Annotated in this window: 25 protein-coding genes and 2 pseudogenes; 26 read left to right on the forward strand and 1 reads right to left on the reverse strand. The window is 41.6% G+C overall.

Going from position 1 to position 19,242, the window contains the following annotated elements:
- The 9 genes and pseudogenes from BN1067_RS12690 to fosB all read left to right on the forward strand — a co-directional run.
- Positions 1 to 278, forward strand: a pseudogene (locus BN1067_RS12690) (vitamin B12-dependent ribonucleotide reductase); the annotation flags it as partial.
- Between the two features lie 346 nt (positions 279 to 624).
- Positions 625 to 897 (forward strand): annotated as a pseudogene (locus tag BN1067_RS20730) (transposase); the annotation flags it as partial.
- Positions 898 to 1,380: 483 nt separating this feature from the next.
- Positions 1,381 to 1,911, forward strand: coding sequence for an RNA polymerase sigma factor SigY (gene sigY / locus BN1067_RS12700; protein ID WP_053219231.1), 531 nt, complete (start codon positions 1,381 to 1,383; stop codon positions 1,909 to 1,911).
- Entirely contained in the window at positions 1,898 to 2,242 is a 345-nt protein-coding gene (locus tag BN1067_RS12705) for a YxlC family protein (RefSeq protein WP_053219232.1), read from the forward strand. Before sigY ends, BN1067_RS12705 begins: the two co-directional genes overlap by 14 nt.
- Before the next feature lie 307 nt (positions 2,243 to 2,549).
- Positions 2,550 to 2,753, forward strand: coding sequence for a PLDc N-terminal domain-containing protein (locus BN1067_RS12715; RefSeq protein WP_053219234.1), 204 nt, complete (start codon positions 2,550 to 2,552; stop codon positions 2,751 to 2,753).
- Positions 2,753 to 3,658, forward strand: a complete 906-nt coding sequence (locus tag BN1067_RS12720; RefSeq protein WP_053219235.1) for an ABC transporter ATP-binding protein — start codon at positions 2,753 to 2,755, stop codon at positions 3,656 to 3,658. The genes BN1067_RS12715 and BN1067_RS12720 overlap by 1 nt, the downstream gene beginning before the upstream one ends.
- Positions 3,655 to 4,434 carry an ABC transporter permease gene (locus tag BN1067_RS12725; protein WP_053219236.1) on the forward strand — a complete coding sequence of 260 codons (780 nt, stop codon included), beginning with the start codon at positions 3,655 to 3,657 and terminating at the stop codon, positions 4,432 to 4,434. The genes BN1067_RS12720 and BN1067_RS12725 overlap by 4 nt, the downstream gene beginning before the upstream one ends.
- A 412-nt stretch (positions 4,435 to 4,846) precedes the next feature.
- Complete coding sequence (gene mntR / locus BN1067_RS12730; RefSeq protein ID WP_053219237.1) at positions 4,847 to 5,269, forward strand: transcriptional regulator MntR; 423 nt, start codon at positions 4,847 to 4,849, stop codon at positions 5,267 to 5,269.
- Between the two features lie 85 nt (positions 5,270 to 5,354).
- Entirely contained in the window at positions 5,355 to 5,783 is a 429-nt protein-coding gene (gene fosB / locus BN1067_RS12735) for a metallothiol transferase FosB (RefSeq protein ID WP_053219238.1), read from the forward strand.
- Positions 5,784 to 5,893: 110 nt separating this feature from the next.
- On the opposite strand, the gene BN1067_RS12740 is transcribed toward fosB, so the two are convergent.
- The gene (locus BN1067_RS12740; RefSeq protein WP_234400697.1) at positions 5,894 to 6,367 is read right to left on the reverse strand and encodes an SA1362 family protein; all 474 of its coding nucleotides are present in this window, start codon (positions 6,365 to 6,367) and stop codon (positions 5,894 to 5,896) included.
- Positions 6,368 to 6,777: 410 nt separating this feature from the next.
- Here BN1067_RS12740 and BN1067_RS12745 point away from each other — a divergent pair, with 410 nt between their 5' ends.
- The 17 genes from BN1067_RS12745 (at position 6,778) to folD (ending at position 19,232) form a co-directional block, all read left to right on the forward strand.
- The gene (locus BN1067_RS12745) at positions 6,778 to 7,296 is read left to right on the forward strand and encodes a YqhR family membrane protein (RefSeq protein ID WP_053219240.1); all 519 of its coding nucleotides are present in this window, start codon (positions 6,778 to 6,780) and stop codon (positions 7,294 to 7,296) included.
- A gap of 59 nt (positions 7,297 to 7,355) precedes the next feature.
- Positions 7,356 to 7,796 carry a type II 3-dehydroquinate dehydratase gene (aroQ, locus tag BN1067_RS12750; protein ID WP_053219241.1) on the forward strand — a complete coding sequence of 147 codons (441 nt, stop codon included), beginning with the start codon at positions 7,356 to 7,358 and terminating at the stop codon, positions 7,794 to 7,796.
- Between the two features lie 5 nt (positions 7,797 to 7,801).
- Positions 7,802 to 8,863 (forward strand): M24 family metallopeptidase, encoded by a 1,062-nt coding sequence (locus tag BN1067_RS12755; protein WP_053219242.1) that lies wholly within the window; start codon positions 7,802 to 7,804, stop codon positions 8,861 to 8,863.
- 25 nt (positions 8,864 to 8,888) lie between these two features.
- Entirely contained in the window at positions 8,889 to 9,446 is a 558-nt protein-coding gene (efp, locus tag BN1067_RS12760; protein ID WP_053219243.1) for an elongation factor P, read from the forward strand.
- 551 nt (positions 9,447 to 9,997) lie between these two features.
- Entirely contained in the window at positions 9,998 to 10,975 is a 978-nt protein-coding gene (spoIIIAA, locus tag BN1067_RS12765; protein WP_053219244.1) for a stage III sporulation protein AA, read from the forward strand.
- Positions 10,920 to 11,432: a stage III sporulation protein SpoIIIAB gene (gene spoIIIAB, locus BN1067_RS12770; RefSeq protein ID WP_053219245.1), complete on the forward strand. Its 513-nt coding sequence runs from the start codon at positions 10,920 to 10,922 to the stop codon at positions 11,430 to 11,432. Before spoIIIAA ends, spoIIIAB begins: the two co-directional genes overlap by 56 nt.
- Positions 11,433 to 11,454: 22 nt before the next feature.
- Entirely contained in the window at positions 11,455 to 11,661 is a 207-nt protein-coding gene (gene spoIIIAC / locus BN1067_RS12775) for a stage III sporulation protein AC (protein ID WP_026569980.1), read from the forward strand.
- A 2-nt stretch (positions 11,662 to 11,663) separates the two neighbouring features.
- Entirely contained in the window at positions 11,664 to 12,053 is a 390-nt protein-coding gene (gene spoIIIAD / locus BN1067_RS12780; protein ID WP_053219246.1) for a stage III sporulation protein AD, read from the forward strand.
- A gap of 15 nt (positions 12,054 to 12,068) precedes the next feature.
- Positions 12,069 to 13,268 (forward strand): stage III sporulation protein AE, encoded by a 1,200-nt coding sequence (gene spoIIIAE, locus BN1067_RS12785; protein ID WP_407701370.1) that lies wholly within the window; start codon positions 12,069 to 12,071, stop codon positions 13,266 to 13,268.
- Positions 13,269 to 13,284: 16 nt separating this feature from the next.
- Positions 13,285 to 13,896 (forward strand): stage III sporulation protein AF, encoded by a 612-nt coding sequence (gene spoIIIAF / locus BN1067_RS12790; RefSeq protein WP_053219248.1) that lies wholly within the window; start codon positions 13,285 to 13,287, stop codon positions 13,894 to 13,896.
- 1 nt (position 13,897) lies between these two features.
- Positions 13,898 to 14,551, forward strand: a complete 654-nt coding sequence (gene spoIIIAG, locus BN1067_RS12795; protein ID WP_053219249.1) for a stage III sporulation protein AG — start codon at positions 13,898 to 13,900, stop codon at positions 14,549 to 14,551.
- Between the two features lie 15 nt (positions 14,552 to 14,566).
- Positions 14,567 to 15,136: a SpoIIIAH-like family protein gene (locus BN1067_RS12800; RefSeq protein WP_053219250.1), complete on the forward strand. Its 570-nt coding sequence runs from the start codon at positions 14,567 to 14,569 to the stop codon at positions 15,134 to 15,136.
- Between the two features lie 331 nt (positions 15,137 to 15,467).
- A complete protein-coding gene (gene accB / locus BN1067_RS12805; RefSeq protein WP_053219251.1) occupies positions 15,468 to 15,962 on the forward strand; it encodes an acetyl-CoA carboxylase biotin carboxyl carrier protein in 495 nt (164 codons plus the stop codon).
- A gap of 15 nt (positions 15,963 to 15,977) precedes the next feature.
- On the forward strand, positions 15,978 to 17,333 hold the full coding sequence (accC, locus tag BN1067_RS12810) for an acetyl-CoA carboxylase biotin carboxylase subunit (protein WP_053219252.1): 1,356 nt from the start codon (positions 15,978 to 15,980) through the stop codon (positions 17,331 to 17,333).
- 20 nt (positions 17,334 to 17,353) lie between these two features.
- Complete coding sequence (locus tag BN1067_RS12815) at positions 17,354 to 17,749, forward strand: Asp23/Gls24 family envelope stress response protein (protein WP_053219253.1); 396 nt, start codon at positions 17,354 to 17,356, stop codon at positions 17,747 to 17,749.
- A gap of 238 nt (positions 17,750 to 17,987) precedes the next feature.
- Positions 17,988 to 18,368 (forward strand): transcription antitermination factor NusB, encoded by a 381-nt coding sequence (gene nusB / locus BN1067_RS12820; RefSeq protein ID WP_053219254.1) that lies wholly within the window; start codon positions 17,988 to 17,990, stop codon positions 18,366 to 18,368.
- 12 nt (positions 18,369 to 18,380) lie between these two features.
- Positions 18,381 to 19,232: a bifunctional methylenetetrahydrofolate dehydrogenase/methenyltetrahydrofolate cyclohydrolase FolD gene (folD, locus tag BN1067_RS12825; RefSeq protein WP_053219255.1), complete on the forward strand. Its 852-nt coding sequence runs from the start codon at positions 18,381 to 18,383 to the stop codon at positions 19,230 to 19,232.
- Positions 19,233 to 19,242 lie beyond the last annotated feature (10 nt).

The following is a 19,242-nucleotide window of genomic DNA, read 5'->3' on the forward strand; positions in this document are numbered from 1 at the left end:
GAACTGTCTATGTAGACGGAAGCCGTGACACCCAGGTGCTTTCCTTGAAAGCGGAAGAAAACGACTTTGACGAGGGAGACAACCAGCAGGAAGAACCAGCAGACAACAAGCCTCATGTCGTCTTGATGGATACCATCCATGAATTGGAAAAGACCGACGTGACGATTGGTTCGGAAGTCGGTGATACCTGCCCTGTCTGCCGTAAGGGGACAGTTGAGGACATTGGCGGATGTAACACTTGTACGAATTGCAATGCACAGCTGAAATGTGGACTATAAGGAAACGAAGAAAGGCATATTGTGGTTTTGAAGTAAAGCCATACCGTTTATAAAAAAAGATGCACTGTTATACCCCTTTGGATAAAATTATCTAAAGGGGGTGTTTTTTATGTCAAAAAGACCTAAAATTGATAAGTAGATTAAAGCGCTCTATACAGAATGTGGTGGTGTCCCCTGTTGTGATGGGTGTTCCTGCAGTGTGCAAAAAAATACACTCATTCTCTCTCTTTGACTGGGGATTAAAGATAAACAAGTAGATGTATGGAATATAGAGGAAGAAGGAGCGCCTTAAGAGTAGAGCTTTACACAAGACAAAGGCAACAAAAGTGCCCGTTCTGTAAAGAGAAAACAATGGTTTAAGACAAGTGATGAGAAGACAGCCGGAAAAGGGCTGGAAGAATGTTTAAACGGATGCGTGCTTCAAACATAGAGGCATTTCGCCGTGTAAGAAAAACGTTCATGCGTTGGAAACAAGAGATTTTACAGTCGTTCATGTATCCATTTCATAATGGGTATATCGAGGGAATAAACAATACGATAAAGGTTTTAAAACGAGATTCACGTTGAACGATTAAAGCATAAAATTTTATGGCAGCAAGCGGTTAAAAAGGCTCTGTAGAGCGAAATAGTTTAGCAGAGGAAATAAGCGAGACTCCTGCGGAAAAACGGGCGGCCGAGACCCCACAGCGGACTTTGCGAGGAGGTTCGGGCGTAAGTCCGCGGAAAGCGAGTTTATTTCCTCTGCGGTCTGTGTAAAAATAGCTGTTTTTAGAATGAGCCTTTCGATAAAGAGAGGGTGGAAGAAAAATCGTACCACCACATTTGACAGAGAACCGATTAAAGAAGGCAGGTGGCTCCGGGCAAGGTTCAAATAATAAACGATAGTTGATTATTCAAGACGTCAGGTCGTCCAACTCGTATGAAAGGAATAAACAAGTATTCTGAACTCGCAGAATGAACTACAATTATATACCGTTCATGGAAACGTAATAAATACTAATAGGCGGCTATACGTTTTTGTTGTATTTTTTATTTTGAAAATGAACGATTTTTCCCCATTAGACGTATTACATATAGATTATTATGTTATGGAGTAGATCACATGGATGAAAAGGCTTTAATTCGAAAAGCGAAAAAAGGAGATACATTGGCGCTTTCGAAACTGCTACAACAGAATTACTCGTTCCTTGTAAAGTATTTAATGAAAGTTACCCTTCATCCACAAATTGCAGAAGATTTAACACAAGAGACGATGATGAAGTGTATTGAAAAAATCCAACTGTATAATGGTGAATCCAAGTTTTCCTCATGGCTTATCACAATCGCAACGAACCTTTTCATCGATCAACAGCGTAGAAAGAAGCGGGAGAAAAATTGGCTGGAGCAGGAACAAGCGCTCCGAAAAATGAAATGGAATGCAGCCAATAGGAACGAAGAATGGACAGATGTACTCGATGTGCTTGCTCAAATGAAGGAAGAAATACGTATGCCAATCGTGTTAAAGCATTATTACGGATATTCGTATGAGGAAATTGGAAAAATGATGGGTATCGCAGAAGGAACTGTAAAATCCCGAGTTTCAAATGGTCTGAAAAGTGTACGAAAGGAGTTGGCTGAACATGAAGGAGTATGACTCTAAAAATAGTAATTCTATGCAGGATGATGAAGATGAATTAACGGTTGAGCAATTAATAGATGGTTTAGAAAAACTGGATCAATGGAATCCGGTATCTACTCCAAACTTACAATGGTTTCAACAGAATGTTGAATTGGAGAAAAAAAGAATACGAAAAAAACAATGGAAAGACCTCCTCACGTTTATCTCTGTTGCAGTATTTGTGCTTTCAGTTGTGATTGCTGTCGTTTATCATCAGCCAATTCTTTTTCTTTATTTTCAGCTTGTGGGGATTCTCTTAGTCCCTTTAGCTCTTCACAATACGAGAAAGAAGGTCCGTAATGAATGAATTCAAACGAACTAAGTAGCACACCGCTTTGGTTATGGGTCGTGATTGCATTCATTCTGATTTGCCAGAGCTCATGGATGTTTTGGGATGCACGCAAGAGGGGACACAATGCTTGGCTATGGGGCTTTTTAGGCCTTATTCAATTTCCGACGTATCTTATTATCTATCTCATTTTTGCAAGAAAAATATTTAAAAGAAAGGTCTCGGGATCAAACTCCTGAGACCTTTCTGATTTATTTTTTCGTGAGTGAACAATTAGGTGAACATAATCGTATTACGGATAAATAAACAATTTGGAGGAGAAAAAATGAATGAACTGTTAAATGAAATCCCTTGGGGAGCGATTGCGCCAATTCTTGTCTTACAATTACTTCTTATGATTACCGCGTTAGTTTCTTGTATTAGAGAAGAAAAAACGAACGGACCAAAATGGTTGTGGATCCTTATTATTCTCTTTATCAACTTAATAGGACCGGTGCTTTATTTCATTGTTGGAAGGAGAAATGATTAATGGAGTTATTAAAGGCAAGCGATTTAGTAAAAAGATTTGGAAATACGAATGCTGTTAAAGGAATTAATTTTCATATTGAAGAAGGCAGGTGCGTTTCATTACTTGGACCAAATGGAGCAGGAAAAACAACGACGTTAAAAATGCTGTCCGGATTGTTGGAGCCGACTTCAGGCAGTATTGATTTTAAAGGGGAAAAAGCAAAGGATTTAAGGCCGTTTATTGGGTATTTACCTCAATATCCTGCTTTCTTTAATTGGATGAGCGGAAAGGAGTTTCTTGTTTTTGCAGGACAATTGGCAAAGCTGAATCGTAAAGAAGCAGAAAAAAGAGGTGAAGAATTACTTGAACGAGTGGGTCTGACAAATGCGAAGAAAAGAAGAATAGGAGGGTATTCTGGTGGAATGAAGCAGCGCCTCGGATTGGCGCAGGCACTAATTCATCGTCCGAAATTACTTATTTTAGATGAGCCTGTTTCAGCACTAGATCCACTTGGGAGACGGGAAGTGTTGGACATGATGAGAGAGATTAAGGAGGAAACAACCATTCTATTCTCCACCCATGTCCTTCACGATGCAGAAGAAATAAGTGACGACATCCTTATCATGCATGCCGGGGAAATTGCGATATCAGGTAGCCTGGCTAGTGTAAGGGAAGCATATCGACAACCGATTTTACAAATTGAATTAGAATCACAGGCTGCCGATTGGCTAAACCGTGTAGCGAGTTATAGCTTTGTATCGGAAGTGAACATTCAAGGTAATAAAACCAGCATCGTATTAAAAGATATCGTAAATGGGAAGCAAACATTATTAAAAGATATCGTGGAAAGAAAACTTCCGATTCGTAAATTCGAGATTTCTCAAACAACATTAGAAGATTTATTTTTGAAGGTGGTGAAGGTATGACACAATGGACTGTTCTTTATCGAAAAGAAATGATGGAAATGGTGCGAAATTATAAAATTTTATGGATTCCAATTGTCTTTATTTTACTAGGAGTCATGCAGCCGGTTAGTTCGTATTATATGCCGGAAATTTTGGACACTTTTGGCGGTCTTCCAGAAGGTACAATCTTTGAAATGCCTACTCCCACAGGGGAAGAAGTATTGATGAATGTTCTATCCAATTATGGGATGCTTGGTGTACTTATTCTTGTTTTGAGCGCAATGGGTGTCGTTTCCGCAGAAAGACAGAGTGGCGTAGCAGGCATGGTCATGATTAAACCAGTTCTTTATTCCGCGTATATATTATCGAAATGGGCAGGGTTACTTACAATCACAGTCATTTCATTGTTTATCGGATATGTAGCTTCTTGGTATTATACGAGTTTACTCATTGAAGCAGTCGCTTTTGAGCGCATTTTTCAAAGTGGGGTGATTTACAGCATTTGGTTAGTTTTTGTTGTTACATTGACGCTCTTTTTTAGTACGATATTGAAAGGAAATGGCAGTGTCGCTTTTGTTACAATTTTTGTGGTCTTTAGCATTTCGACGGTTACATCCATTCTAGGAAAGCATATGAAATGGAGTCCGGCTATGATAACGGAGCACACAGGGCAGGTCTTATTGTCAGGAGAACTAGATACTAGTTTCTTACTGGCTTTTATTACAACGATTGCTATCATCATCGTCATACTCGTCTCGACCATACAAATCTTTAAGCAAAAAGAGCTATTGGAATAAAAGGTATCCTGCCGTGTTTATCCTTCCTATAAAGTTTGTGAATTACTTCACGTAAACTATGAGAGCTTTACCTCAATAACTTAATTCAGCAATCGGTCACTTTACTTGAAAGCATGGAACTCAGGAATTACCCAAACCTTTTTTATAAAAGTTGTGCCCTAATCTACAAATATGGAATCCGTTTTGATCAATCCTTTTTCAAAATGGGTTCTTTGATTTTAAGGCGTTTGTTTGTGAGGTATTTTAAGCCAAACTTTATTTTAAAGCTACAAAATGGCCGCCCTTTCCTATAGTCGATTTTATCGGTTTGGAGAAGCAATGCCATGGATGTCAGCTTGTCTGCGCGTACAAACTGTTGTATGCTTTTACGTAGAAGGAATAGTTGGATTGAAGAAGCGAATGGAGGATTATTATGCCAACACCAAGTATGGAAGACTATATCGAGCAAATTTATCTTCTGATTGAATCGAAAGGATATGCAAGGGTTTCCGATATAGCGGAAGCACTTCATGTTCATCCATCCTCCGTCACTAAAATGGTTCAGAAACTGGATAAAGATGAGTACTTGAATTATGAAAAATATCGTGGGCTTATTTTGACAGCAAAAGGAAAAAAAGTCGGCAAACGGTTAGTATACCGGCATGAATTACTGGAGCGGTTTCTTGAGCTTATCGGTGTGAATAAGGAAAATATTTATCAGGATGTGGAAGGAATTGAGCATCACTTAAGCTGGAATTCGATTGATCGCATCGGGGATCTCGTTCAATTTTTTGAAGAGGATGCCGATAGAGTGAAGGAACTGGAAGCTATTCATCAAAAGGCAGAAGATCAATAAACTAGTTAAAACAGGAAGTATTAGATCCATTGGTTTAATGCTTCTTTTTTATGTCATTTCACCTTAAAAGGAGAGAATAAAAAACATGAATTTGCAAGGAATCAATCATTTGCTATTCTCTGTTTCGGATCTCGAGAGATCGATTGATTTTTATCAGCAGGTATTTGAGGCAAAACTCCTTGTAAAAGGCCGGAATACGGCTTACTTGGATTTGGATGGGTTGTGGCTAGCGCTCAATGTTGAAAAGGATATTCCGCGGAAGGAGATTCATCGGTCCTACACACATATCGCCTTCTCGATAGAGGAGACGGATTTTGAACAGGCGTGTCAAAAGTTAGAAAAACTCCAAGTGTCGGTCCTGAAAGGACGGCGCAGGGATCCACGGGATAAATCCTCGATTTATTTTACAGATCCGGATGGTCATAAGTTTGAATTTCATACGGGAACGCTTGAAGACCGATTGGCTTATTATAAAGAAGCCATGCCACACATGGACTTTTATATCGACAATTAGCTGATAAACGCACGATTCCTCTAAAATTCCTTTATGTTTTGGTAGGGATTAGCATGTCCGATTGTCTACTTGTGAGAGTATGATGATAACGTCTACACAAAAAATCGAGCTTACAGAGAAGCTCGATTTTTACGTTTGTGCTTATTTCCGTCAATCACCCGCAAATGGGTGGCGCGGGCACGCGTATTCTTTTTTTGTTTTAAAAGTGGGGCGTGCTTTTTTGCTGCCTGTGAGAATGTTTTTTTGCTGGCTGCATCGTCCCCTTTGTACTTCATTTTCGATTGTTTTACCGCTTTTTTGTACTTTTTCAATTCATTAGATGTACGCTTCCGAATGAAAAAATAATAAACAACCCCGTATAATGCGGCACCGACGGCTACCATCATGACCAAGTTCATTAACAATCCACTGGTATTGGTAAACAGTTGGGTAGCAAACCCGAGTATAGCGAGGCCGATCAGAAAATAAATAAGAATAGACGTCTTACTGCGAGTCATGTAATCAAATCCTCCTTTCACCGGCAAAATAACCATTTCGAGTTCTCTTACTACCTTGTATACCACTGTTCTAACGTTTTTTATCATCTTAGTCGGAATTTCCCATCTAAAAAAATAGATTCGCGTCAATAAAATTAGCTGTGGAATAAACAGGGAGCAGATCATCGAATTAGAACGATAGCAAACATCATTAATAACGTTTCCCTAAAAGTGAGATTTAGATCCAATTGGGTTTGCTTTCCGGCATACAAGTTTCAACATTACGGGAAGTACTTAATTGAATTCTTCCCCCGGTTCTCTTAAATTATTCATCAGGATTTTCGTTAAATGGAAAGGATTTTTGACTGCCTTTTAGCATGATAGGCGAAAAAGCGCTATCTTTATTTTACTAAAAAAAGATTTAGATAACTAGCGCTTATTTCAAAAGGGACACAAAAGAAATCTGTGGATGAAATTCGCAGTAATTGGTCATTCTTATAAAGAAGGTGGTGTGCTTTATGAGTAAGGATAATGAAAAGCTGGAACAAAATAAACAGGAAAAATCCGTAACGTTTTTTAGAAAAGCTTTGTTTACTGGTTTTTTCGGAGGCGTGTTTTGGAGTTTCATTGGTTTTATTGCTTCCTTTTTCAATTTTACTTCCTATTCACCGGCAACGTTTATTCTTCGGTCTTGGCTGCCAGTGGCGTGGGTCGATAGCTGGCTTGGTGAGTTGATTTCCATATTCATTATTGGTCTGTTGTCGATCGGGACAGCAGCAATTTTTTACTTTTTCATGAAATCAGTAGAAGGAATCTGGCCAAGTGCTATTTTTGGGGTGGCTTTATGGTTTTTGGTATTTTACTTACTGCAGCCGATTTTCCCAAATATCCCTAAAATGACAAGGCTGGACAGTGATACAGTTGTGACGACCATCTGTCTATTTTTGCTGTATGGTACTTTTATCGGGTATTCGATATCCTATAATTATCAAGATGCCCAAAGAGTCGAAGGAAAAAATTATTCAAAGGATAGTTAATTATGGTAAACTGAAAGGTGTTGTATCAGTATTTAAGGTAAAGGGATGGGGAAGCTGCAATGAAACGATTACTAGTGATGAACGGTCCGAATCTAAACCGGCTCGGTAAACGGGAACCTTCCATTTATGGTGCGGCTACGCTAGAGGATATCCATGCGGAATTAAAAGAAATTACAGCCGCCTATGGTTGGGAGATGGATACTTTTCAATCAAATCACGAAGGGGAACTGATTGATTGTTTACAGGAAGCTGAAGATACATACCAGGGGATCGTTTTTAATCCAGGTGCATATACGCATACCAGTATCGCTATCCGGGATGCCATAAGTGGTATGAAGGTACCGGTTATCGAAGTGCATATTTCCAATATCCACCAAAGGGAAACGTTCCGGCATACTTCCATGCTTGCGCCGGTTTGCAGAGGGCAAGTCGTCGGTTTGGGCACGGCTGGCTATCGTCTAGCAGCGTTAGCATTCCTGGAAGAAAATAAGGAAGGGTGATGAGGATGGGGAAACTGGACAAAATTAGACAGGAGTTAAAGGATCAAAATTTGGATGCATTGTTGATTACGAGTGAAAAAAACCGTAGATACATATCCGGTTTTACCGGAACGGCGGGTGTAGTCCTAGTAAGTGCCGAGAAAGCTTTGTTTATCACCGACTTCCGTTATACGGAACAGGCAAGCGAACAGGTGAAAGGGTTTGATATCATCGAGCATAAGCAGCCGATTCATCAGGAAGTTGCCGAACGAGTGAAAAAAATGGGCTGCAGGACACTGGGTTTTGAAAAAGGTGATATGACATATGGCCTGTACGAGCAGTATCGCAATGTGACGGAAGCAGAACTCGTTCCTACCAGCGGCTTGGTGGAAAAGCTCCGATTGATAAAGTCGGAGGAAGAATTGTCTACTATCAAAGCCGCGGCCCAAATAGCAGATGCTGCGTTCGAACATATTTTGACTTTTATCAAACCTGGCGTGAAGGAAATCGATGTGTCGAATGAACTTGAGTTTTTTATGAGGAAGCAGGGAGCTACCTCTTCAAGCTTTGACATTATCGTTGCATCTGGGGTGCGGTCTGCACTGCCACACGGAGTAGCTTCTGAGAAGGAAATCCAGTCAGGAGAGCTTGTTACCCTTGATTTTGGAGCCCTCTACCAAGGATATGTTTCCGATATTACCCGCACCGTAGCTGTAGGAAATATCAGCGAAGAATTAAAAACTATTTACAACACCGTTTTAGAGGCTCAGTTAAAAGGAATGGAAGGAATAAAAGCCGGTATTACCGGTAAGGAAGCAGACGCGTTAACAAGAGATCATATTGAAGAAAAAGGATACGGCAAGTATTTCGGGCATTCGACCGGACATGGAATCGGACTAGATGTCCATGAAGGACCGATGTTGTCCTATCGTGCCGATCAGGTCCTGGAAGAGGGAATGGTCGTAACAGTCGAACCAGGAATTTACGTTCCGAATGTGGGCGGCTGCCGTATTGAAGATGATACAGTGGTAACCAAGGATGGAAATGAATCTCTTAGCTTCGCACCGAAAGAACTGATAACCTTATAGTTAAGAGAATGAAGGAGGAAATAAGATGATTTCAGTAAACGACTTTCGTACAGGATTAACAATTGAAGTGGATAATGGTATCTGGCAAGTATTGGACTTCCAGCATGTAAAGCCAGGAAAAGGGGCAGCTTTTGTCCGCTCTAAGCTTCGTAATCTACGTAACGGAAATATCCAGGAGAAAACGTTCCGGGCTGGTGAGAAAGTTAGCAGAGCCCATATCGAGAACAAAAAAATGCAGTATCTTTACGCTTCTGGTGATGCGCATACGTTCATGGATACGAATACCTATGAGCAATTGGAGCTTCAGGCTAGCCAAATCGAATACGAATTGAAATTCCTTCGGGAAAACATGGAAGTCAATATCATGACATATGGAGGGGAGACTTTAGGGGTCGAGCTTCCTAATAACGTAGAATTGAAAGTAGTAGAAACAGAACCAGGTATTAAAGGAGATACGGCAAGCGGTGGTACAAAGCCGGCGATCCTGGAGACAGGAATAAGCGTCCAAGTGCCTTTCTTTATCAATGAGGGAGATGTACTAATCATCAACACCGCCGACGGTAAATACGTCTCGCGCGCTTAATCCTGTGAAGCGAATAATAAAAGGATCAAAAGCCAGTCAGCATCAAACAAATGCTGACTGGCTTTTTTGTTTTTAAAGAAGGAGGAGGGGGTCGAGGAGGGGGTCAGTCCCTCCTAGCCGGCAGTTATCCTCCAAAAGAGATGACAAACCAATCCGGGGACTGACCCCAAAACGCGAGATTTTAAATCAAACCTTCCCAGAATCGATTGGCTGGAAAGGGTAATATGCATGAAATCCTTGGTCTGTAGCGGATTTAGCCGGATACTCTGATGTAATTTCACCCGATGAAGGTCTGACCCCATTACTTGTTATCTATACGGATTTATTACTATAGCAAGGTTCACGGGGACAGTCCCCGAAAAAACAGCCTAGGGTGTCGTTGGGTGTTTTGGGGACTGTCCCCTTTCGTTTAGCTTGGGTTGGGTTGTCATATTTAGGGTTGGTTGGCATACATTGTTGATAGGGGTTATAGAAGCACAGCGAGTGGGTGAATGTTAATCTGATTGCTTTCAATATGCTCTGTTATTGCTCTTATGAAGCGAGGTGGTTGTGTGGAAGAAATTTTAAGGTTGTTCTCCGAACCTTTCCGGACAAGGCTTGCCGGGATTATCGGCCACCGGTGGACAAGCCTCCAGGAGATAAGGGTGAGGATTTCCAGGCCGATCGAACTTATATTTGACAGCGGCAATGAATGGACCAAAGGACTGTCGCCACTCAAAGAAGATGGTATGTATATCCTTAACCAGATCAGTCAATTTTCCCTCTATCGTCTTGAAGACGAATTGCGCGAGGGGTTCATCACGATTGAAGGCGGTCACCGGATCGGTCTTTCTGGCAAAGTGAACACAGTTAACGGTTCTGTAAAAGCCATAAAGGATATATCCTCCTTTAATATACGGATTGCGAAAGAAAAGCAGGGAACCGCAGAGGCAATCATCCCTTTTCTTTTTGAAGGAGACTACTTGAACACCTTGATCATTGGCCCGCCCCAAACAGGGAAGACCACGATGTTAAGAGATATTGTAAGGCTGGTGTCTTCAGGATGGGGACAAGTCACAGGCAGAAAAACGGCAGTGATCGATGAGCGTTCTGAGATTGGCGGTAGTGTAAATGGGATTCCCCAGCATAACCTTGGTCCCCGGACCGATATCATGGACGCTTGTCCAAAGGCAGAAGGTATGATGATGATGATCCGTTCTATGTCGCCGGAAATCTTACTTGTCGATGAAATTGGCAGCACACAAGATGTACAAGCATTGATGGAAGCAATGCATGCGGGTGTGAAAGTTATTTGTTCCATTCATGGCGAACATCTCCATGAGTTAAAAAAACGTCCTTCCCTCCTGCCGCTATTCGAAAGCAGAGCTTTTCAACGGTATCTCGTTCTGGAGCGGAAATCTGCACCAGGAGCTTTGAAATGTATGTTAAATGAAAGCGGAGAGCGTGTCGTAAGGAAGCTGAGGTGCAATCAAGATGAAGTGGATAGGAGCGGTTCTACTGCTTTGCGCCACCACGTGGGCAGGCTTTGAATTCTCAAAAAAATTGACTGATCGACCACTGCAGATCCGCCAGTGGAAAAGCGCATTGCAAATATTGGAAGCAGAAATATTATATAGTCAAGCCCCGTTGAGTGAAGCTTGTGAAACGCTGGCGAAGCAGCTTCCAAAGCCAGTTTCGTTGTTTTTTCAATCTGTTCATAAAGATTTAAATGGCGATACAAGCGATCTTTTTCAAATTTGGAAACATAACTTGGATTTATTTTGGCCGCTTGCCGCCTTAAAAGCCAATGAGAAAGAAATCTTGAAACAATTTGGCAGGACATTGGGGCAGCATGATTTTTCCCAACAGCAAAAGCATATACAGTTGGCGCTGGCCCACTTGGACAGGGAATTGGAAGAAGCGAAGAACCAGCAGCTGAAGTATAGCAAAATGGTGAAAAGTCTGGGGTTTTTAACAGGTTTGTTAGTCGTCCTACTCTTGATATAGACAAGAAAGGAGCAAACAGAACATGCTAGGTGAGGCTGCCGTTCTATTTCAAATAGCAGGTATAGGGATTATTGTTGCCATGATTCACACGATTCTAAAACAAATGGGAAAAGAAGACATTGCTCATTTTGCCACGGTCGTTGGATTTATCATCGTCATGATCATCGTGATCGATGAGATTGCCGACTTGTTTAATCAAATAAAATCTGTGTTTTTATTCCAGGGATAGCCATGGAAGTCTTTCAAATCGTTAGCTTGGGTATCGTGGCAAGCTTGTTGTACATCCTCTTAAAAGACCAACAATCGTCAATGGCCTTTCTGTTAATTCTTATAACTGGCATCATCATTTTTCTTGCCGTCATCCAGTATATTGCTGAAATTTTTTTACTGATCAATAATCTCGGACAAAAAGCAAATATCAATGGAATTTATATCGAAACCATTCTAAAAATAATCGGCATTGCTTATGTTGCAGACTTTGGCGCTCATATTACACGTGATGCAGGATTGGGCTCGATCGCAGCAAAAATTGAATTGGCCGGAAAGATTTTTATTCTAGTCCTGGCAGTACCAATCTTGACTGCTGTGATTGAAACCATTTTAGGATTCTTGCCTGTTTAAGGATTAGGGGAGGGAATGAGACTGATGCGTCGACTCACTAAAATCCTCGTTGTATTAGCCGCAGCAATAACAACCGTGATGATCCTTCCAAGCCAAGGCAAGGCTGCTGTCGAGGAACCAAGTCAGTTCGAACAATTGAATGAACAAACCGTCGATTCGATTTCTTTCGATGAAATAAAAAGCTACTGGAACCATGTAGTCGATGAATATGGCGGATATCTACCCGGTTTGGAAAAATCGACTTTCATGGATTTCATCAAAAATCAGGAATCGCTATCGCTCAAGGATTGGGCGAAAGGAATCCTCCAATATTTGTTCCATGAAGTGATCATCAACGGGAAACTACTGGGAATGCTGATTTTACTGACATTATTTTGTGTGATTTTACAAACATTGCAATCCTCCTTCGAAAACAACAACATTAGCAAAATTGCTTATGCCATTGTTTACCTGGTACTGATTGTCCTTGCATTGAACAGTTTTCATTCCGCTGCTTCTTATGCCAAGGACTCGATAGAGTTGATGAGCGATTTTATGGTGGCCCTGCTCCCGCTTTTATTGGGGTTGATGGCATCATTAGGCAGCCTGGCAGCAGTATCTTTTTTTCACCCTGCTGTTGTTTTTCTGATTCATATAAGCGTCCTGCTGATTTCCGTTATTGTTTTGCCACTATTTTTTTTATCCGCTTTATTATCGGTAGTCAGTACGTTGAGTGAACAATATAAAGCGACACAGCTTGCAGATCTTTTGAAAAATATTGGGATCGGTTTGTTAGGGGTATTTCTTACCGCTTTCCTGGGTGTGATATCTGTTCAGGGAGCAGCGACTGCAGTGCAGGATGGAATTGCCTTGAAAACGGCAAAATTTGTTACCGGAAATTTCATCCCGGTAGTAGGGAGGATGTTTACCGATGCTGCCGATACAGTGTTAAGCGCTTCCTTACTTTTGAAAAATACCATTGGATTAGTCGGCGTCATCCTCGTACTGGGGATTGCTCTTTTCCCGGCAGTGAAAATTTTTGTGATCGCCATGATTTTTAAGCTAGCCTCTGCTCTCCTGCAGCCAATTGGTGATGGCCCCGTCATCGAATGTATGGACAGCATCAGCAAACATATCATATACATTTTTGCTGCCCTGTTGATCGTCACTTTCATGTTTTTCCTGGCTATTGTCATACTGGTGGCGTCCAGCAATTTGACGGTGATGCTGCGGTGAACAGGAGGAATGGTAGATGAACTTTTTGACAGAGTGGGTTACCCAAATTATTTTGTTTCTCCTGTTAGCCATGGTCGTCGATTTAATCATGCCGAATTCTTCTATGAAGAAATACATAAAGGTAGTAGTCGGTTTGATATTGATACTGATCTTTTTACAACCGCTGTTCCGGCTTTTTCAAATGGATATCGATACGATGATGGCCAAAGCTTCCCTTGGTTTTAATACAGAAAGCCGGGAAGCGGAGATGGAAAATTCCATCGATTTAAAGAAAAAAGAAATACAAGCCTCCCAACGTGCATATATTTTAGAAGAAATGGCTGTCCAAATGAAAAATGAAGTGGAAGAGAGGTTGGAGGAAAAATATGAGGTGGGAATTGCTGACATTTCCTTTCAATTTAAGGAAGGATCAGAGCTGTCCTTCGAGACTTTAGAGGGGGTTCATGTCCTCTTAAGTAAACAGAAAATGGCAGCTGGCTCAGAAGGCGATATTAAAGAAGTAGTGATTGATATCGGCGAAGAACAGGTGCAGGAGGAGATGCCTGATACCGGACCGATCAAGACCTTTTTATTTGAAGCTTGGGAGCTGGAAAATCAAACGATAACAATTGACTGGAGGGAGGGATAGAGTGAACAATCCATTAAAAAATCTGTTATCCCATATCAAGCTAAAACAGGGAGATGACAACAAGCCTACTAAGCTTGCTTATGTGCTGATTGTCGGACTTGTCGGTCTACTGCTGATTATCGTCAGCGGGATATTCTCCTCCTCTGATGATGGCAAGGATAATATGCTATCTGCCACTCCTGACAGCAATACGGCGAAGGAGCAGGAGACATTTCTGGCAAAAAAAGAAGATCAAACCGCTGAAAAGGACGAGGAAATATCTGACTTGGAAAGCAACTATGAAAGCCAGCTGACATCACTCCTGGAAAAAATACAAGGCGTGTCCGAGGTGGAAACCATGGTAAACCTGGATTCTACCAAGCAAAAGGTTTACGAGAAAAACTTAGTCATCGGAACACAGACAACCGATGAAACTGATCAAAACGGTGGAGAGCGAACCCTTGAAGACTCTACAAGGGAGCAGGAAGTAGTACTAGTTAGGCAAGGTGATAAAGAAGTTCCACTTCTTGTCCATACAAAAAAGCCAGATGTAAGGGGGGTCCTTGTAGTAGCCAAGGGAGTAGACCATATGCAGGTTAAACAATGGGTCGTCGAAGCAGTATCCAGAGTATTGGATGTCCCGACACACCGAATTTCCGTTATGCCCAAAAATTAATAAGGAGGAATAGAAATGCTGAAAAAGCAAACCGTTTGGTTATTGACCATGTTAAGTTTAATGATTGTGCTGAGTGTGTATTATATGAGTTCGCCGAATAGTGAGGAACTGGCCTTTTTAAATAATGATGGCACAGAGGACCAAGAAACTTCGGGGGAAGGAACACAAACGGTTGACGGGGAAAATGAAGAGTTACTGGAGGAAGGCGATTCTGTAATCTCGGAATCTTCTGTAGACGAACTGTTTACATCCATAAGAATGAAAATTCAGGATGACCGAAGCGCTAAAAAGGAAGAATTAGAAGAGACCGTTGCATCAAGCACTGCTTCAACGGAAGAAATCAATGCTGCGTATGAAGAAATGCAGCAAATTGAGGAAGCAGCTAAAAAAGAATCGATTATCGAAGAGACAATCATGGCGGAAAACCAGTATGATGACGTCCTAGTTCGATCTGAAGATAACGAGGTTGTTGTAACCGTCAAGGCAGAAGAGCTATCGAAAACGGAAGCAAACAATATTATCCAGTTGGTGAAAGACGAGTTTGGCGAAGTGACAACCGAAGTGAAATTCCAGCCTGCCAGCTAGAAACGGACAAGTCCAGACTCTTCTGAAAAAAGCCGATTTTCCCGGGTATCAACCGGGTGAGTCGGCTTTTTCTGATAGAAAAGGGTGACAGAGGAGAAAGGTCTTTAAAGGTGGTTATATCACATGCCGAGCAGCTTCCCCTCGATCTAATTTTCATGGATGAAAGCGCTATTATGGTACAATAGAAGACAAGGATTAGACAACGGGGTATAATGGCTAAACAACTTAACTTCTTAGCGAAGAGTTGAAGTTTTCTTTTCCTTTTCGTAAAATGTTAAGAGGAGTTATTAGTACCTGTTGTTAAATTGTGATAAAAGGGGTGCCCCACTATATGTTAAAAGTACAGGAAATTAGAGAATTAATTAAATTGATTGATCAATCTTCCATTGACGAGTTCGATTATGAATCGAATGGAACCAAAGTATCCATGAAAAAACAGACGGGAGAAGTCATACAGGAAAGAACAGTGATAAGCGAACCGTCTGTTCCACAGGAAGTTGCAGCTCCTGCAGCTGTCCAGGCTCAGCCTCAGGAACCGGTGAAAGAAGAGCCTGCAGCCCAAACACAAGAACAACCTGCTGCAGATTACAATCACGAAATCGTTTCGCCGATGGTTGGTACATTCTATAATTCACCAGACCCAGAAAGCGACGTATACGTGAAAAAAGGCGATAAGGTTAACAAAGATACGGTTGTCTGCATCGTAGAAGCGATGAAATTATTTAATGAAATCGAAGCGGATGTATCCGGCGAAATCGTCGAGGTTCTCGTGGAAAACGGACAACTCGTGGAATATGGACAACCATTATTCAGAGTTAAGGCTTAGTAAGGGGATGACAATGTGATTAAGAAAATATTGATTGCGAACAGAGGTGAAATTGCTGTTCGTGTCATTCGTGCATGTAAAGAGCTCGGGATTGAAACAGTTGCAGTTTATTCGGAAGGAGATAAAGAATCGCTGCATGTGCAACTTGCAGATGAAGCATATTGTATTGGTCCGATTCTCAGCAAAGACAGCTATTTGAATTTCACCAACATTATGAGTGTAGCGACTTCGACCGAAGTGGATGCTATTCATCCAGGATATGGATTTTTATCCGAGAACGCAGATTTCGCTGAGATATGCAAAGCTTGCAATATAACGTTTATCGGTCCAAGTGCATACGCCATTCAAAAGATGGGTACAAAAGACGTGGCTCGGGAAACTATGAAAGCAGCCGGAGTACCAATTGTCCCTGGATCGGATGGAATCATTGCCGATGAAGAAGAAGGAAAGCGAGTAGCCAAAGAAATCGGCTATCCGGTAATCATTAAAGCAACCGCCGGCGGTGGGGGAAAAGGAATCCGTGTAGCAAGAACGGAAGAAGAGCTTGTTAAAGGGATTCGAGTCACCCAAAAAGAGGCTGAAAAAGCTTTTGGTAATCCCGGTGTTTACTTAGAAAAATTCATCGAGGATTTCCGCCATGTGGAAATCCAAGTATTGGCCGATAATCATGGAAATGCTATTCATGTCGGAGAGCGGGACTGTACCATACAACGGCGCCTGCAAAAACTGATTGAAGAATCCCCTTCTCCAGCGGTCACGCCTGAAATCAGGGAAAAAATGGGCGACGCTGCAGTCAAGGCGGCTAAAGCAGTCGACTACTCGGGAGCGGGAACAATCGAGTTTATCTTTGATAAGAAGGAAGAAACGTTTTATTTCATGGAAATGAATACGCGTATTCAGGTAGAGCACCCGGTAACCGAAATGGTAAGCGGAATCGACTTGATAAAGGAACAAATCAATATTGCCAACGATCAGCCTTTATCGGTTGCACAGGAAGATATCGAGTTTGAAGGTTGGGCGATTGAATGCAGAATCAATGCTGAGAATCCGTTCAAGGATTTTATGCCTTCCCCAGGAAAAATCGATATGTATCTTGCCCCGGGTGGTCTGGGGGTAAGAGTTGATTCCGGTGCTTATCCTGGCTACAGCATTCCGCCATACTACGACTCTATGATCGCCAAATTAATCGTTTATGGAGCTGACAGGCAGGAAGCAATTAACAGAATGAGACGGGCGTTGGATGAATTTGTGATCGAGGGCGTCCATACAACTATTCCCTTCCATGTAAGAATGATGGAACATCCACAATTTATTGATGGAGATTTTAATACGAAGTTCCTGGAGAAATATACTATAATGGAAGACGAATAGCATAAAAAGGAGTGAACGGAATGGACGAAAACTCTTTATTGAATGTTAGCGAAGGGTCTGATTTGGGGAAAGTGGAAATTGCTCCGGAAGTAATCGAGGTAATCGCGGGAATCGCCACTACCGAAATCAAAGGTGTTTATGCTATGCGGGGCAATTTTGCATCCGGAGTTGCCGAACGATTTGGAAAAAAGTCCCACGGAAAAGGGATTAAAGTCGAACTTACCGACAAAGGTGTCTTGATTGACGTCTTTGTTGTGCTGGACTATGGTTCCAGAATCCCTGAAGTGGCACAAAAAATCCAGACGAATATCCGCCAGGCATTGAGAAATATGACAGCTCTTGAAATTGATGAAATAAACATCCATATCGTCGGTGTCCAAATCGAACGAGAGGAAACGGAAGAAGACACAATCTAACTGGTTGTATAGAAACAAGGCTTAGGAAGGGCAGTTGCTTCCTGGCCTTGTTTTTAATTGTAGGAATTTTACAAGAAAACTTGCTTGTATTTTTCCATGATTTCTGTAAAATTTATCTGGAAATGGCTTTGTATCCTGTAACATGTTATCATTTGAAGCAGGTATTGCTTGAACAGATGTTCAAAAAGGAAAAGGACGACTCTTCTTTTTGAACTGGTAATAAAAGGAGAATGAATCGATGAAAAGACGAACAGCACGTGAAAAATCTTTCCAAATCCTTTTTCAAATGGATGTAAACGACATCCCAACGAAAGAGGCAATTGAGCATGTTATGGATGGACCGGTCGAAGATGCCTTCTTAACCGATCTTGTATATGGGGTCATCGAACATAAACAGGAGATCGACAAAAAAATAGATGAAAACTTGGAAAATTGGACTTTTAACAGGCTTGCTTCCGTGGAACGAACGTTATTGAGAATTGCTGCTTATGAGTTATTCTATAATGAGGATGTACCAAGTAGCGTGGCTATAAATGAAGCGGTAGAGCTTGCCAATAGTTATGGCGATGAGAAATCAGGTAAATTCATTAACGGAGTATTATCGAAGTTGCTAAAATAGGGGGAAATGAAAATGGGAGCTGAAATCATTTACGGGAAGGAATTAGCTGCCGACTTACGGCTGGAAATGAAAGACCAGGTAAAAGAGCTTGCAAAAAAAGGAATCGTACCTGGACTGACAGTGGTTTTGATCGGAGATGATCCTGCTTCCCAGTCTTACGTTAAAGGAAAGCAAAAAGCATCCGACGAGGTTGGAGTCGATTCCAACCTCATAAAATTACCGGAAACAACGACACAACAGGAGCTGCTTCATCTAATAGAGGATTTAAACCATGACGAAAATATCCATGGTATCCTGGTCCAATTGCCGCTACCAGCACATATTGAAGAACAGGCTGTAATTGAGGCAATCAGCCCCGAGAAAGATGTGGATGGATTTCATCCGGTTAATATCGGTCGTATGCTAACCGGTGAGGATACATTCTATCCTTGCACCCCTTTGGGCATCCTAACGATGCTGAAGTCAAAGAATATTGAAATAGCTGGCAAACATGCTGTCGTAGTAGGACGTAGCAATATTGTAGGAAAACCCGTCGGTCAAATGCTTTTGAACGAACATGCCACGGTGACATATTGTCATTCCAGAACGAAAGATATGCGACAGTTTACACAAACTGCTGATATCCTGATCGTAGCCGTAGGGAAAGAACATTTCATCAAAGCGGAGGATATCAAACCTGGAGCAGTAGTCATCGATGTTGGTGTGAACAGAATGGAAAACGGCAAGCTGACAGGAGACGTCGACTTCGATGCCGCAGCCGAAAAGGCTTCTTACATCACTCCGGTACCTAGAGGGGTAGGTCCTATGACAATCACGATGCTTTTACATAATACGATTAAATCGGCAAAGCGGCATCATCAATGATTATCATGAG

Source organism: Virgibacillus senegalensis (genome assembly GCF_000821245.2).
Classification (GTDB): Bacteria; Bacillota; Bacilli; order Bacillales; family Amphibacillaceae; genus Sediminibacillus; species Sediminibacillus senegalensis.

Coding starts and splice junctions, on each gene's coding strand:
- sigY (WP_053219231.1), top strand. CDS start 1,381: ATGGATGAAAAGGCTTTAATTCGAAAAGCGAAAAAAGGAGATACATTG.
- BN1067_RS12705 (WP_053219232.1), top strand. CDS start 1,898: ATGAAGGAGTATGACTCTAAAAATAGTAATTCTATGCAGGATGATGAA.
- BN1067_RS12715 (WP_053219234.1), top strand. CDS start 2,550: ATGAATGAACTGTTAAATGAAATCCCTTGGGGAGCGATTGCGCCAATT.
- BN1067_RS12720 (WP_053219235.1), top strand. CDS start 2,753: ATGGAGTTATTAAAGGCAAGCGATTTAGTAAAAAGATTTGGAAATACG.
- BN1067_RS12725 (WP_053219236.1), top strand. CDS start 3,655: ATGACACAATGGACTGTTCTTTATCGAAAAGAAATGATGGAAATGGTG.
- mntR (WP_053219237.1), top strand. CDS start 4,847: ATGCCAACACCAAGTATGGAAGACTATATCGAGCAAATTTATCTTCTG.
- fosB (WP_053219238.1), top strand. CDS start 5,355: ATGAATTTGCAAGGAATCAATCATTTGCTATTCTCTGTTTCGGATCTC.
- BN1067_RS12740 (WP_234400697.1), bottom strand. CDS start 6,367: ATGATAAAAAACGTTAGAACAGTGGTATACAAGGTAGTAAGAGAACTC.
- BN1067_RS12745 (WP_053219240.1), top strand. CDS start 6,778: ATGAGTAAGGATAATGAAAAGCTGGAACAAAATAAACAGGAAAAATCC.
- aroQ (WP_053219241.1), top strand. CDS start 7,356: ATGAAACGATTACTAGTGATGAACGGTCCGAATCTAAACCGGCTCGGT.
- BN1067_RS12755 (WP_053219242.1), top strand. CDS start 7,802: ATGGGGAAACTGGACAAAATTAGACAGGAGTTAAAGGATCAAAATTTG.
- efp (WP_053219243.1), top strand. CDS start 8,889: ATGATTTCAGTAAACGACTTTCGTACAGGATTAACAATTGAAGTGGAT.
- spoIIIAB (WP_053219245.1), top strand. CDS start 10,920: ATGAAGTGGATAGGAGCGGTTCTACTGCTTTGCGCCACCACGTGGGCA.
- spoIIIAC (WP_026569980.1), top strand. CDS start 11,455: ATGCTAGGTGAGGCTGCCGTTCTATTTCAAATAGCAGGTATAGGGATT.
- spoIIIAD (WP_053219246.1), top strand. CDS start 11,664: ATGGAAGTCTTTCAAATCGTTAGCTTGGGTATCGTGGCAAGCTTGTTG.
- spoIIIAE (WP_407701370.1), top strand. CDS start 12,069: ATGAGACTGATGCGTCGACTCACTAAAATCCTCGTTGTATTAGCCGCA.
- spoIIIAF (WP_053219248.1), top strand. CDS start 13,285: ATGAACTTTTTGACAGAGTGGGTTACCCAAATTATTTTGTTTCTCCTG.
- BN1067_RS12800 (WP_053219250.1), top strand. CDS start 14,567: ATGCTGAAAAAGCAAACCGTTTGGTTATTGACCATGTTAAGTTTAATG.
- accB (WP_053219251.1), top strand. CDS start 15,468: ATGTTAAAAGTACAGGAAATTAGAGAATTAATTAAATTGATTGATCAA.
- BN1067_RS12815 (WP_053219253.1), top strand. CDS start 17,354: ATGGACGAAAACTCTTTATTGAATGTTAGCGAAGGGTCTGATTTGGGG.
- nusB (WP_053219254.1), top strand. CDS start 17,988: ATGAAAAGACGAACAGCACGTGAAAAATCTTTCCAAATCCTTTTTCAA.
- folD (WP_053219255.1), top strand. CDS start 18,381: ATGGGAGCTGAAATCATTTACGGGAAGGAATTAGCTGCCGACTTACGG.